The sequence below is a fragment of the Turicibacter sp. TJ11 genome, assembly GCF_021497505.1.
In the GTDB taxonomy this organism is placed as follows: Bacteria; Bacillota_I; Bacilli_A; order MOL361; family Turicibacteraceae; genus Turicibacter.
Window position 1 is genome coordinate 2,004,905 of sequence record NZ_CP069349.1, and the last position, 13,835, is coordinate 2,018,739.

Annotated in this window: 12 protein-coding genes; 7 read left to right on the top strand and 5 right to left on the bottom strand. The window is 33.8% G+C overall.

From position 1 onward, the window contains the following. Window positions 1-11: 11 nt before the first annotated feature. Together JRC48_RS09605 and JRC48_RS09610 are read right to left on the bottom strand one after the other, a co-directional pair. On the bottom strand, window positions 12-581 hold the full coding sequence (locus tag JRC48_RS09605; RefSeq protein ID WP_235069343.1) for a hypothetical protein: 570 nt from the start codon (window positions 579-581) through the stop codon (window positions 12-14). Window positions 582-627: 46 nt separating this feature from the next. Further along, window positions 628-1,902, bottom strand: coding sequence for an SLC13 family permease (locus tag JRC48_RS09610; protein WP_235069344.1), 1,275 nt, complete (start codon window positions 1,900-1,902; stop codon window positions 628-630). A 327-nt stretch (window positions 1,903-2,229) separates the two neighbouring features. On the opposite strand from JRC48_RS09610, the gene JRC48_RS09615 reads away from it, so the two are divergent. Then, on the top strand, window positions 2,230-3,594 hold the full coding sequence (locus JRC48_RS09615; RefSeq protein ID WP_235069345.1) for an MATE family efflux transporter: 1,365 nt from the start codon (window positions 2,230-2,232) through the stop codon (window positions 3,592-3,594). A gap of 12 nt (window positions 3,595-3,606) precedes the next feature. Here JRC48_RS09615 and JRC48_RS09620 read toward each other — a convergent pair whose 3' ends face one another. After that, window positions 3,607-4,125 (bottom strand): nitroreductase family protein, encoded by a 519-nt coding sequence (locus JRC48_RS09620; protein WP_235069346.1) that lies wholly within the window; start codon window positions 4,123-4,125, stop codon window positions 3,607-3,609. A 676-nt stretch (window positions 4,126-4,801) separates the two neighbouring features. Between JRC48_RS09620 and JRC48_RS09625 the strand changes: the two genes are divergently transcribed. The 3 genes from JRC48_RS09625 to JRC48_RS09635 are packed head-to-tail and all read left to right on the top strand — an operon-like array spanning window position 4,802 to window position 6,642. Next, window positions 4,802-5,788 carry a spore coat associated protein CotJA gene (locus tag JRC48_RS09625; protein ID WP_235069347.1) on the top strand — a complete coding sequence of 329 codons (987 nt, stop codon included), beginning with the start codon at window positions 4,802-4,804 and terminating at the stop codon, window positions 5,786-5,788. Further along, window positions 5,788-6,036, top strand: a complete 249-nt coding sequence (locus JRC48_RS09630; protein ID WP_235069348.1) for a spore coat protein CotJB — start codon at window positions 5,788-5,790, stop codon at window positions 6,034-6,036. The genes JRC48_RS09625 and JRC48_RS09630 overlap by 1 nt, the downstream gene beginning before the upstream one ends. Before the next feature lie 15 nt (window positions 6,037-6,051). After that, window positions 6,052-6,642 (top strand): manganese catalase family protein, encoded by a 591-nt coding sequence (locus JRC48_RS09635; RefSeq protein WP_235069349.1) that lies wholly within the window; start codon window positions 6,052-6,054, stop codon window positions 6,640-6,642. Window positions 6,643-6,721: 79 nt separating this feature from the next. On the opposite strand, the gene JRC48_RS09640 is transcribed toward JRC48_RS09635, so the two are convergent. Together JRC48_RS09640 and JRC48_RS09645 are read right to left on the bottom strand one after the other, a co-directional pair. Continuing rightward, the gene (locus JRC48_RS09640) at window positions 6,722-8,386 is read right to left on the bottom strand and encodes a SulP family inorganic anion transporter (RefSeq protein WP_235069350.1); all 1,665 of its coding nucleotides are present in this window, start codon (window positions 8,384-8,386) and stop codon (window positions 6,722-6,724) included. 106 nt (window positions 8,387-8,492) lie between these two features. Next, complete coding sequence (locus JRC48_RS09645; protein ID WP_235069351.1) at window positions 8,493-10,112, bottom strand: DEAD/DEAH box helicase; 1,620 nt, start codon at window positions 10,110-10,112, stop codon at window positions 8,493-8,495. A gap of 563 nt (window positions 10,113-10,675) precedes the next feature. Between JRC48_RS09645 and JRC48_RS09650 the strand changes: the two genes are divergently transcribed. From JRC48_RS09650 to JRC48_RS09660, 3 genes are all read left to right on the top strand, one after another. Beyond that, the gene (locus JRC48_RS09650; RefSeq protein WP_235069352.1) at window positions 10,676-12,259 is read left to right on the top strand and encodes an ABC-F family ATP-binding cassette domain-containing protein; all 1,584 of its coding nucleotides are present in this window, start codon (window positions 10,676-10,678) and stop codon (window positions 12,257-12,259) included. A 156-nt stretch (window positions 12,260-12,415) separates the two neighbouring features. Then, window positions 12,416-12,850 (top strand): GNAT family N-acetyltransferase, encoded by a 435-nt coding sequence (locus JRC48_RS09655; protein ID WP_235069353.1) that lies wholly within the window; start codon window positions 12,416-12,418, stop codon window positions 12,848-12,850. A gap of 270 nt (window positions 12,851-13,120) precedes the next feature. Continuing rightward, window positions 13,121-13,822: a hypothetical protein gene (locus JRC48_RS09660; RefSeq protein WP_235069354.1), complete on the top strand. Its 702-nt coding sequence runs from the start codon at window positions 13,121-13,123 to the stop codon at window positions 13,820-13,822. Window positions 13,823-13,835 lie beyond the last annotated feature (13 nt).

Below are 13,835 nucleotides of genomic sequence, written 5' to 3' on the forward strand. Positions count from 1 at the left end.
ACGACTTTTTATTATTTAATCGGTGTTTCTAAAAATTGTATTAATGAAGATGGCTCACTATCTTGGAATAAACGTTCTGAATCATTAACTGTTTTTTGAATTTCATCTTTAATATCATTGAGTTTTTGTAAGATTGTTTCTGTATGGAAGGTTCCGACATTATAGTACAAGAACAAATCTTCAAATGCTTTAGCGGTTTTATTTAATTCCTGATTAATTTTAATGAATGAGTTGATATTTTTACTATGAGCTGCATTTTGGAAATGTTCTAAATCGAGACGAATCGTTTCAATCACATCTTCTTCACTTTCATACTCTTTTAAAGGTAGTGGATAAGGTTTAAGTCGTTCTAAAAAATAACGATTAGACTTATTAATGTTATAAACATATGAAAGTTTAAAGTCTGCAATATGAAATCTAACGTAGCAACATTTTGCGTTTAGTTGCAAAACTTCGCCTCCCATTTGTCTTAACCTCATTTCATGTTGTTCAGCTTCCATCTCTAAAAAACTGGCTTGTGAGAAAACACCTGAACTTGAATAACCTCGAGCGAATCTAGAAGAACGTGTATACTTTGTCATCGTGATCAATCCCCTTTATTATAAATTAGTTTAAACGACTATTTGATTATAAATAAAAGACTAGAAGATATACCGTCGAAATAGCAACAGCAACAATCATAATAGGAAACCCAATTTTTAAAAAGTCCCCAAATGATAACTTATATCCTTTTTTATGAAGCATTCCACTAACAATGACATTTGAAGAAGCTCCAACGATGCTACCATTTCCACCTAGACAAGCTCCAAGCGCTAATGCCCACCATAATGGTGTTGTATCCATCCCAGTCATCTGACCAATATTTAAAATTAACGGAATCATTGTCGCTACAAATGGAATATTATCTAAAAATGCTGAAGCAATAGCTGCCACCCATAAGATTAGTAATGACGTAATCACAACACTACCACCTGTTAAGTTAATTAATCCACTTGCTAATATTTCAAGAACACCTACTGTTTCGAGTGCTCCGACCATCACAAATAATCCCATGAAGAAAAAGATGGTTGGCCACTCAACTTCTTCTAACACTTCTTCAACATCTACTTTACCAATTAATAGTAAGATTCCCGCTCCAAGTAAAGCAACGGTTGCTGACTCAACGCCAAGTGCATGATGAGAAGCAAATCCTAAAATAGTTAATACCAAGATAAGACCACTTTTTCTTAATAAGACTGGATCAGTAATAGCCTTTGAAACATCAAAGGATTCAATTTTTTTCTTATTATCTTCACTAATATGTAATTGTTCTCTAAAGATGAATTTTAAAATCAATAACACAACAGTGAAAATAACAAGCACAATAGGACCTAAGTTAAATAAGACATCTGTAAATGATAATCCAGTGGCTCCACTAATCATGATAATCGTTGGATCACCGATTGATGTTGCTAGTCCACCGATATTAGCACTAAATACCTCTGTTAGTAAAAAGGGAATAGCATTTAACCCTAATGTTTCTGTAATAACAAAGGTTACAGGTGCAATTAGTAAGATCGTTGTAACATTATCTAAAAGAGCTGATGAAACAGCTGTAATTGCTGCAAAGTATAGCATGATTCGCCAAGGACTTCCTTTTGATAACTTGGCTGTCTTAATCGCAACGTATTGAAAAATCCCTGTTCGTTTTAAAATACTAACAATGATCATCATCCCAATTAGTAAACCAACCGTATTAAAATCAATAAACTTTAGGGCATCTTCTTGATCGAAAATATGAAAGACAACCATTAACACAGCACCTAGTAAGGCAACAACTGTACGATTGAATTTTTCAGAAATAATAACTCCATACGCAATAAGAAAGATAATAATAGCTGGGAGAAATTGTTGACTTTCCAATGAACTCACTCCTTTATGAAAATTTGCAGAACTCATTATAGGCTAATTATTTGGCAATTAATACAAGTAATTTTTGTAATAGTTAGTTAATTATTTGATAAATTTAGTTATTAACTGGAAATTTAATTAAATAACTATAAGAATTAAATATCTAATCAAAATGATTAACCCTCTATTAACGCTATTTTTTAATATCTCCATTATTTTTATAATTAATCTTTGTTTCGAACGAACAGATAACTTTTAAAAGGATTTTTAAGTTTTTTGTAATACAAGCCAAATTACACATACTAAAATAGAATGTTTTAATAATGGAGTGAATTTTTAATGAAGACAAATCATAGTAGTGAATTTTTAGGAACTGAAAAGATTAGTAAGCTCCTTTTCTCTTTTTCTATGCCTGCCTTTATCGCTATGCTGGCTAGCGGTATCTATAATATAGTGGATACTATTTTTATCGGAAAAGGAATTGGAACTTTAGCAGTCGGTGGGGTGGGCATTGTCTTTCCTATTCAAACGTTATACAATGCTTTCGCGCAAATGATTTCCATTGGTGCTGCATCAGCGATTTCAAGAAGTTTAGGAGAAAAAAAGGACGATTGTGCAAATCAAGTCACCACAAATGCTTATATTCTAACGATTCTTATTTCTCTTCTATTGATGATTATTAGTTACTTTTTTATTAATCCTATCTTATTTTTCTTCGGATCAAACGAAGAACTTCTTGTTTATGCTCATGATTATTTGATGATTTCTATTTTATCCATTCCCTTCAATGCACTTGCTTTACTTTCTAGTGCTGTCTTTCGTGCAGAGGGAAACATCAAAGTATCGATGATGGTTGTATTAATTGGAGCTGTTTTTAATTTAGCGCTTGATCCGCTGTTCATTTTTACATTAAATGGAGGAATCAAAGGAGCAGCCTTTGCAACAGTTATTGCTCAGGCTTTAGCAAGTTTGTTTGCTTTATTCTATATTTTTAGTCATCGTAGCATCGTCAGATTTGAAAAGAAGTATTTAATCCCAAGTTTAGCAATCTCACGTTCAATTATTAGTGTTGGCTTTTCAGCGTTTGCAAGAAATGGAGCTACTTCACTCTTTGCCTTAATTACCAATTCAACCTTAAGAACTTTTGGAGGAACACAATCCATTACGGCGTTTGGAACTGTTAATCGTATCATTTCATTTTTCTTCTTACCCATCATGGGAATTAACCAAGGATTACAACCTATTATTAGTTATAATTACGGTGCTAGACATTCAGATCGCATTAAACAGGCGCTTAAGTTAGCTCTTATTTACACAACCATCATTGGAGCGATTGGATCCTTAGTTGGAATTTTATTTCCGACGATGGCGATTCGTCTATTCGTAAAAGATAAACAGCTCATTTCTGAAGCGACATTCGTTCTTAGAATCCAACTCTTGTTTTACTGGACCATTGGTCTACAAATGGTTGCATCAACGTTTTATCAATCAATCGGTCGAGCGATTCCCGCTTTGTTTTTATCTATTCTAAGACAATTCATTATCTTAATTCCTCTGATCTTCATTCTTCCTCGTTATACTTCTCTTGGAATTAACGGTGTTTGGTATTCGTTCCCTATTTCTGATTTTTCTGCTTTCTTAATCTCTGCTTTCGTTCTGTGGCAGGCGTGGCATCATCTTCATATAAAAAACGAAGACAAATAATGTCTTCGTTTTTTATTCAATAATTCTCCAAGTGCCTCTTCTTTGTTCAGGTTCTTCAGGTGTTTTTAAACGTTCACCTAAAGCAACGCCTCCCATAAACTCATAGCCTTCAGGAATTTGGAATTGATCTTGATAATCATAAAATTTTTCACTTTGATTTAACGCTTTAACTTCATCAATCCAACAACTGGCCAAGTTTAAATCTTCTGCTGCTAATAAAATATTTTGAGTACATACTGCACAATCCACCAGAGAATTAGTAGCAATTTTATCACCTAAAACTAAAATCAGTGCTGGTGCACCATAAAAATAATCTTTTAAAACTTCATCTTTTACAATATTAATTTCATCATTTAAAAGATGGATAGTCTCACAATTTAAAATACCAACTAGATACCATGGCTGTTCATTATTACAACTAGGTGCACAAAGTCCACATTTAATTAATAATTCTAATTGTTCTTTAGATAGTTTTGTCTCTTTAAACTCATGATGACTTCTTCGTTTAGTAATCGCCTCTAACGTATTCATCAGTAAACCTCCCTTTAATTTGAACGAACATTATTATCGTAACCAAAAATGAAAAACATAGTCATAACTTAATTTTTTAACACTTGATTTCAGTAACTTTTTACAATCAAATCATATCACCTCTTTAAGTGAGGTGTTTTTTTATTCATTACAAATATCACACTTATGTGATAAACACATATCTTAAAATTAGGCAAGATGATGCCTATTAGTCTAGATCGCTAATAAATTGGAGGATTTTATTAGAAGTCTAGACATGTTATGTGGAGGTAATTGCCTCCCATGTTTGGAAACAAGCATGGAGTGAGAGAAACTCTCCAACATCCTTTGAATTGCTGGGACCTCCTAAAGCTCATTCAACCACAACGTAAAAACGAATAGTTTTAAGCGTGAAGGTGACGAAAGTAGAAAAAATGAATGAGATGGCATATGGTTAAATCCTAAGTGCTAATTAATGGACGATCAGCAGGTAAGCCTCGAATAGAGGAAACTTCAACGACTATCCTTTTATAGGAGTAGGCTATAAGCGATTGATAGCCGAAGTGGAGGATACCCATTTTCCTGGGTAATGATATAGTCTGCGCTCATACGAAAGTATGAGAAGTTCATAAGAGAACTGCATGAGCCTAGCAAACTCATGTGAACATCAAAACGACCGTTTTGAATCGGTGCAAACGTGATTTATAATCCTTATAATACAACAATACCAAATACAGGTGCTATGCAACCCGGGACATTACAACCGTCTAATTATCAAGTTGCTCAACAACCAATGATGCCTGTTAACAATTATCAATCAACAACGATGCCTTTAATGAATACAGCTGGTTATCAACCAGTTCAAGCAGAGATGTCTGCGACTCAGCATCAAATGACTCAATCAATGCCTATGATGCATGGAGCTAACTATCAACCGGTTAACTCTGGTGTATTAGATAGTAACTATCAAATGGCTCAAGCGACACCTATGGCAAATGCCATGAATTATCAAACTGTGCAACCCGTTATGCCAATGGTTCCTTCAGTCCCTATGCAAGTCGGTCCTGTCCCTTGCGGTTCTCAAGTTCCAACTTGTGCTGTCCCTGTTCAACCTGTTCCAATCCCTCAACCTGTTCCAATTGCTCAACCCGCTCAACAAGTTCAAACAGTTCAACAAACAATTGAACCACAAGTAGTCAGTACTCAAGCAACAACAGCTCATCATAAAAAAACAACTTATGTTGAAGCTTACTTAGAACCCGTCGATGCTAATGTTCCATTAATTCAACCGACAGTAAAAAAACATTCACCTTCTAAAAAAGCAGATACGATTCAAGGTGAAATTGTTTATGTGGAGCAAAAACCTGTTAAAAATTCAACAGTACAAGATTACAACTTATATTTAATGGAAAAAGAATATTACTCTAGTGATCAACCTAGTTATAGTGAAACAATTCAGTTAGCCTCTCAAGGTTCAAGAGCAGATATGTATCAAAAACTGACTTGCGAAAACTTACCATTGGCAACTGCTTACGTTCCTATGCAATCTTATACTAATTTAAACAACTCTTCTGAAACATTAAAAGAGGGAACAGCTTTTCATGATCTTTACGATGTCTATACTCCAAAAAATGTATCTACCCCATACATTTACATGCACAAAGACAAAGGAGGAAGACAATAATGAATCAAAAACAACTTTTAAAACAAATTCAATCTGTAAGTTTAATGGCTGTCGACTTACATCTCTTCCTTGATACTCATCCAACAAATAAAGAAGCCTTAAAAGACTATGAAAAAATTTCTAAGCAATATCATATGCTAAAAAAACAATATGAAGAACAATTTGGTCCTCTTTTAAACTTTGGACAAGTTTCAAACTTTGATAAGTATAATTGGACTTCAGAACCATGGCCTTGGCAAAACAAATAAGGAGGAGATTTTTAAATGTGGGTTTATGAAAAAAGATTACAAATTCCAGTCGACATTAAAAAGCGTGATGTTCGAATGGCAAGAGAAATTTTTGATGCGCTTGGTGGTGCGGATGGAGAACTAGCTGCATCTATGGAATATCTTCAACAACGTTATACGATGCCAACAGGACAATCAATTGCGACATTAACTGATATCGGAACGGAGGAGTTAGCTCACCTTGAGATTGTTTCATCGATGATTTATCAATTAACTGATGGTGCAACGATGGAAGAACTTAAAGCTGGTGGACTTGATGGATCATATGTTGGGCGTGGACCTGGGATTTTCTTATCTGATCCAGAAGGCGTTCCATGGTCAGCTTCTTATATTGATATGAAAGGTGATCCTATTGCTGATATTGTTTCAAACATGTCTGCAGAGCAACGTGCACGTGCAGGATACGAACACCTTCTTGATTTATCAACTGATGAGGATGTTCGAAAAGTTCTCTCTTATTTAAGAGAGCGAGAAGTCGTTCACTTCCAACGCTTTGGTGAAACATTAATGTCACTTCAAGATCATGCAACTCGTGATCATTATTTTGTCATGAATCAAGAAAAATAATGACATGCTTGTAAATAAAAAAGGTCTTTGTAGAATTCTACAAAGACCTTTTTTATTTAGACAGTTTATCTTTTTAATATTAAGCACTTGCTTGAACAATTTGTGTCGCACGTTTAATCGCTTGTTCAAACTGACGACAGATATTTGCTCTTCCAATTTCTTTCACTAATCCAACACGTTTAATGACCTTATATGGACGATCATTGACTTCGCATAAAATTAATGTTGTATTTGAGCGATGACAGTTATCATGTAATAACGTTAGAGCATGAACGGCCGTTGCATCAATCACTGGAACATGACGAAGTCGAATGATTAAAACTTTTGAAGGACCTTGTAATGACTGAATCGAATCTAAAAATTTATCAGCCGCTCCGAAGAAAAACGGTCCGTTAATTTCATAAATTAAAATTTCATCTGAAATGACTTCTTTTATTTCTTCGTCGAGCAACTCGATCTCGTCTTCATCGTCATTTAAATCAAATCCTTGAATATCTGTTACATCTGTCATACGCTTCATAAATAAGAAAGATGTTAAAACCATTCCAAAGCTAATCGCTAAAGTTAAATCAAATAATACGGTTAAAAAGAAAGTTGATAATAACACAGCGACATCACTTTTAGGGGTGCTTAATAATTTTTTAAACATACGCCATTCACTCATATTGTAAGAAACCATAATTAAGATAGCAGCTAATGTTGACAATGGAATCATCTTAACAAGTGGCATTAAAAATAACAAAATAAATAATAATGTTAAGGCATGAACAATTCCTGCAATAGGCGTACGTCCACCGTTTTTAATATTAGCAACTGTTCGAGCAATAGCTCCTGTTGCTGGCATCCCACCAAACAAACCTGAAGCAATATTTGCGATTCCTTCTGCTACTAATTCCATATTTGAACGATGCTTACTTCCAATCATCCCATCTGAAACGACAGCTGATAATAACGATTCAAGCGAACATAAAAAAGCAATCGTAAAAGCAGGGGATAATAAGACTTCTATTTTACTCCAAGTAAAGTGAGGAAAAGACGGCATTGGAAATGAAGATGATAAGTTAGTAAACTGTGTCCCAATCGTCTGAACGTCTAAATTTAAAACAGCCACTAAAGCCGTCGTAATTAAAATTGAAATTAATGAAGCGGGAATTCTCTTATTAATCTTTGGCCACACAATTAAAATGAATAAAGCAATAATTCCGATGATTGTCGGTAGAAGTTGCGCCTCATCAAAAGAAGAAAAATAAAGTTTCCATTTATCAATAAATCCTGTTGGAACGGATCCGATGTTCATCCCAAAGAAATCTTTAATTTGAGAACTAAAAATCGTTAAGGCAATCCCACTAGTAAAGCCCACCGTGATCGGATAGGGGATGTATTTAATCATACTTCCTAGTTTTAAAAGTCCAAATAGAATTAAAATAATCCCTGCTAAAATGGTCGTAATTAACAGACCTTCTGTTCCATGTGTTGAGACGACACTATAAACAACAACCATAAACGTTGCACTTGGTCCACCAATTTGAACACGACTTCCCCCAAGTAAAGAAATAAAAAAACCTGCAACAATAGCGGTGTAGAGTCCTTGTTCAGGTGAAACACCTGATGAAATAGCTAAAGCTATTGATAGCGGTAGTGCAATAATCGCAACAATTAAGCCTGCAATAACATCCTTAATAAATTGATCCTTGTGATAGGTTTTCATGACTGATAATAACTTAGGTTTTAAGCGTGTTGACACCTTTCATACTTCCTTTCCATCTTTATCTAATTTCTCTCTCCCTTTATAAATCAACTAATACACAGGAAAAAAGCCTTCATGAATTTGATGAAGGCTTTTTGAACAATTAGTTTCCTTTTGGAGCCGTTGCACCTGGTGCTGTTTTTTCAGCACGAACTGGCTTACCATTAACTAATTTAGAATTTAATTTACGAATAATTGCATTCGCGTGAGCTTTATCTACATTAATAAATGAGAATTTTTTGTAAACATCAATATCTCCGATAGCACGAGCTGGGATATCTGATTTTTTCGTTAACATTCCAACGAAGTCTTTTGCTTTAACTTTTTGTTTAGAACCTACGTTAACGAATAAACGAACTTCGTTTTTACGCATTCCTTTACCTTTTGGTTTACCAGCAGATACTACTTCTTCAATTGGTGCGTACTCTTTTGTACTTTGACCAATGTGCATGCGTAATAATCCTGCAGCCACTTGTTCTAAGCTATATCCTTTTTCTAAGATAGCAGCGATTAATTCATTTTCTTTTGTGAAGTCTTGTCCTTCTAAGTTAGCGATCACATCTTCAATAACGTTTGTTGAACGTTTTTCTTGAATTTGCTCAACTGTTGGAATTGCCATTTTAGACATTTTTGTTTTTGTGTAATCTTCGATACGACGAATACGGAACATATCTTTTCCAAATACAAATGTAATTGATAATCCTGTCATTCCGGCACGTCCTGTACGACCGATACGGTGCACATAGTTTTCTTCATTTAAAGGAATGTCATAGTTAAATACAGCTTCAACGTTGCTTACGTCAATCCCACGAGCAGCGATATCTGTTGCTACTAAGATATTAACATTTTTACGACGGAAGCTATTCATAACGCGGTCACGTTGAGCTTGTTTTAAATCCCCATGTAACCCCTCAGTCACATAACCTTCCTCTTGTAACTTAGATACTAACTCATCAACTTCACGTTTTGTATTTGTGAAGACAATTGATGAAGTTAACCCCATCATATCAATGCAACGAATCATCGCATGAACTCGGTCTTGGCGACGAACTTCAACGAAATATTGATCGATTTTTTTGTTTGATAATTCTTCTGAAACAACTTTAACGATTTCAGGAGATTTTTGATATGTTTTTGCGATGTTCATGATTTCACGAGCCATTGTCGCAGAGAACATAACTGTTTGACGAGTATCTGGTGTTTTTTCTAAGATTTCTTCGATGTCATCTTTGAATCCCATGTTTAACATTTCATCAGCTTCGTCTAAAACTAACATCTTTAAGTTTTCTAATTTTAAAGTTCCACGACGCATATGGTCCATAACACGTCCTGGTGTACCTACAACGATTTGAACACCTTTTTTAAGTGCACGGATTTGAGGGTCATATGATTGACCTCCATAAATTGATAAAATATGAACATCTCGCATATTACGAGCGAATTTTTTAGATTCTTCATGAACTTGGACTGCTAATTCACGAGTTGGACATAATACTAATGCTTGAACGTTACGATTTTTAGGATCGATTTTTTCAAGGATTGGTAACATGAACGCAGCAGTTTTTCCTGTTCCTGTTTGTGCTTGCCCAATAATATCTTTTCCAGATAATACAACTGGGATTGCCTCAGCTTGGATTGGTGATGGTTTAACGTAACCAATTTCTTCAATTGCCTGTAAAATAGCAGGCGATAAAGCAAGATCTTTAAATGTAATTTGAGTCATTCTTTGCTTCCTTTCTATTTAAAACACAAAAAAACGTAAATGAACAAAGGATCACTTACGATAGTGTATGTTTTTCCGAAGTGTCCATTTATTATACTATAATTTTCTTTTATTTGCAAGATGAGGAGCGCTATATTCGCATTTATGCGCCATCTGTTGTTACTTTATACAAACAAATCTAATATATGATGTCAATTATACAGGTCATCACTTTCAATATCCATAAATTAGGCAACCATTTACATCATTTCATCGTTTCTTTATCAATTTATTGATATCTTAAGATTAGTAATCGTCATTAATCAAACAGATGCCTTTGATTATTTTTAACCCCTACGTTATTTTTTGTGTTTCAACATAAACAATATTTTCATATCTATTATAGACTGTTTTTTGACTTTCGTTTCATTAATTCAAAAGAAAAATTGATTTATTTTTTCAATAATAAGAGTTATGAGCCAAATAAGAGGTTCTCGACTCTCTAATCCGTGCTAATCATCTGTGTAACAATAATGAAAGTGTGATATAATGTTTCAAGATATATTACACGGAGGTGTTGTTACATGCTTACAGTCTCTAATGTCGGTTTACGATATGGTGATAAAAAGTTATTCGAAGAAGTTAACTTAAAATTCACTCCAGGAAACTGCTACGGTGTCATCGGAGCAAATGGAGCTGGAAAATCTACTTTTTTAAAAATTTTAGCAGGTGAGATTGAACCTAATACAGGACACGTTAGCTATCCAAAAGATTTACGTATGTCAGTATTAAAACAAGATCACTATCAATATGATGAACTACCTGTTTTAGAAACAGTTATTCGCGGTAATGAACGATTATTCCAAATTACTGAAGAGAAAAATGCCTTATACATGAAACCAGACTTCAATGAAGAAGATGGAATTCGCGCTGCTGAATTAGAAGGTGAATTTGCTGAATTAAATGGATGGGAAGCAGAATCAGATGCAGCTGCTTTATTACAAGGTTTAGGAATTCCAACAGAATTACACGAAAAATTAATGAAAGATTTAACAGGGGCTGAAAAAGTTAAAGTTTTATTAGCACAAGCTTTATTCGGAAATCCTGATATTTTAGTACTCGATGAGCCGACTAACCACTTAGACATTCAATCAATTAACTGGTTAGAAGAGTTCTTAATTAATTTTGAAGGAACAGTCATCGTTGTATCCCATGACCGTCACTTCTTAAACAAAGTTTGTACACATATCTGTGACGTTGACTTTGGAAAAATCAAGTTATTCGTTGGTAACTACGACTTCTGGTACGAATCAAGTCAGTTATTAAATCGTATGGCTAAAGAACAAAATAAGAAAAAAGAAGAACAAATTAAAGAATTACAAGATTTCATTGCTCGTTTCTCAGCAAACGCTTCTAAATCTAAACAAGCGACATCTCGTAAAAAATTATTAGATAAAATTAAATTAGAAGACTTAGAACCATCAAGTCGCCGTTATCCATACGTTGGATTTAAACCTGAACGTGAAGTTGGAAACGATATTTTAATGGTTGAAGGATTAACAAAAACAATCGATGGTGTCAAAGTATTAGACAATGTGAGTTTCATGGTTCGCAAAGATGATAAAATTGCGTTCATTGGAGATGAAATTGCCGTTACAACATTATTCAAAATCTTAAATGGAGAAATGGAAGCAGATAGCGGAACATTTAAATTTGGTGTGACAATCAAAACTGCTTACTTCCCTAAAGACAACTCTGAATTCTTCAACGGATGTGAATTATCTTTAGTCGATTGGTTACGTCAATATTCTGATGATCAAACAGAAAGCTATGTTCGTGGATTCTTAGGACGTATGTTATTCTCTGGTGAAGAAGCACTTAAAAAAGCTTCAGTTTTATCAGGGGGAGAAAAAGTACGTTGTATGTTATCACGCATGATGTTATCTAACGCTAACCTTTTAATGCTTGATCAACCAACGAACCACTTAGATCTTGAATCAATTACAGCAGTTAACAACGGTTTAAGAGACTTTACAAGTAACGTCTTATTTGCTTCACATGACCATCAATTTATTCAAACAATTGCTAATCGTATTATCGATATTAAAGAAGATGGTTCAATCGTTGACAAACAAACAACATATGATGAGTATTTAGCTTTAGCTTAATATTTAAAAATAAATATCAAAGATTTTTTTATGAAGTTCATGGCAGATTGAGTCAAAACCTCAAACTTTATCACTAGTTTTGCGATACCGTATAAATACTCCTTCTTCTGATTATAATGAATATACCAAGGATAATCGTTTAAAGGGGGAGCTAAAATGATTACACTAAGACCTATTACAAAAGAAAACTTTTGGGATTGCATTGAACTCATGGTGTTTCCTGAACAGGAACACTTTGTTGCATCAAACGCTATTTCTATTGCTCAGGCTAAAGTTCAAACAGAGTGTGTGCCACTAGGTATTTATCATCAAGAAACAATGGTTGGTTTTTTAATGTATTGCCTTGATTATGATGACGATGAATACTGGATTTATCGTTTAATGATCGATCAGCATTATCAAGGACAAGGATTTGCGACTGAAGCCCTTCACCAAGTCATTGAACTTATTAAAGATGATAAAACTAGACATCAGATTTTTTTAGGTGTACCACTTGAAAGTGAATCAGCTGTTCACATTTGCGAACAAGCGGGATTTAAATTCAATGGTCAAATCTTTGGCCAAGAACACATCATGGTTTTAAATCATTAAATCATTTAAGATTTTAAATAGCTTCCACATTAAACCTTATCTAAAACATTTTAAAATTAAAAAGAGAGTGTCATTCGTGACACTCTCTTTTTGTTATCATGAATTAGTTACTTGTGGATAACCTTACAGATGAGCTTTAAATCGTTCAAATCACTGATAAACAAGTTTCTTATTTAATTATTCTCATTGTATTTTCCTTTTTTTTCATCTAAAATGATTACTGAATCACTTATTTGGGGAAGTTTAACGAGATGAAAACGGAGGAAATTTATGCAACGAACTGTTTCAAAAAAACCAATTATTATTTTAGGAAGTTTATTATCACTACTAGTTATCGTCACTGTTTTTTACATCTTATCTTTATCCAAAAATAAAGATCTTCAATTAGAACAATTAATTGAAACTCCTTATGAAATTCTTGATATTCGTCGCAATAAAAAGGAAAAAACATACGCAATCGATATTCAAGGTAAACTTTCTTATGCTGATAATATCTTATTATCAAATAAGCTACTAAAAGAACTTGAGCAACATGATCAAGTCGATACCATTTCTTTAAATATGAACGTCTTTAAAAGTAAGCCAACGATATCAACTAAAGAGGAGATTGACTTTACAGATACGTCTTATCTTTATACGATCGAAACAAATGGGACCTATATCTATCAATATGAACCTCTTTATACCCCTGACTTAAGTGAAGATTTACTATTTTCTACTGAATGGGAAATTGAAGAATCAAAACTTACTAAAGATGCATTAAAATTTACAACTAAGATTTCAGATACATTAAGTGTAGAAGAAATGACTTCTTTATTTCATGAATTATCCGAAGAAATGATTCGCTATAATTTCAAAGAAGATCAAACAGCATCAGCCATCATTAAATCTGAAATGAATGAGACGGATACTTATTATTACTTATCATCTTATCCTAACTATTTAATTTATAAAACACGTTTAATCGGCTAAGGGGGACAACGAA

Excerpts from the sequence above, each read along its gene's own strand:
- JRC48_RS09650 (WP_235069352.1), top strand. The coding sequence starts at position 10,676 with ATGCTTACAGTCTCTAATGTCGGTTTACGATATGGTGATAAAAAGTTA.
- JRC48_RS09655 (WP_235069353.1), top strand. The coding sequence starts at position 12,416 with ATGATTACACTAAGACCTATTACAAAAGAAAACTTTTGGGATTGCATT.
- JRC48_RS09645 (WP_235069351.1), bottom strand. The coding sequence starts at position 10,112 with ATGACTCAAATTACATTTAAAGATCTTGCTTTATCGCCTGCTATTTTA.
- JRC48_RS09620 (WP_235069346.1), bottom strand. The coding sequence starts at position 4,125 with ATGAATACGTTAGAGGCGATTACTAAACGAAGAAGTCATCATGAGTTT.
- JRC48_RS09660 (WP_235069354.1), top strand. The coding sequence starts at position 13,121 with ATGCAACGAACTGTTTCAAAAAAACCAATTATTATTTTAGGAAGTTTA.
- JRC48_RS09635 (WP_235069349.1), top strand. The coding sequence starts at position 6,052 with ATGTGGGTTTATGAAAAAAGATTACAAATTCCAGTCGACATTAAAAAG.
- JRC48_RS09615 (WP_235069345.1), top strand. The coding sequence starts at position 2,230 with ATGAAGACAAATCATAGTAGTGAATTTTTAGGAACTGAAAAGATTAGT.
- JRC48_RS09630 (WP_235069348.1), top strand. The coding sequence starts at position 5,788 with ATGAATCAAAAACAACTTTTAAAACAAATTCAATCTGTAAGTTTAATG.
- JRC48_RS09605 (WP_235069343.1), bottom strand. The coding sequence starts at position 581 with ATGACAAAGTATACACGTTCTTCTAGATTCGCTCGAGGTTATTCAAGT.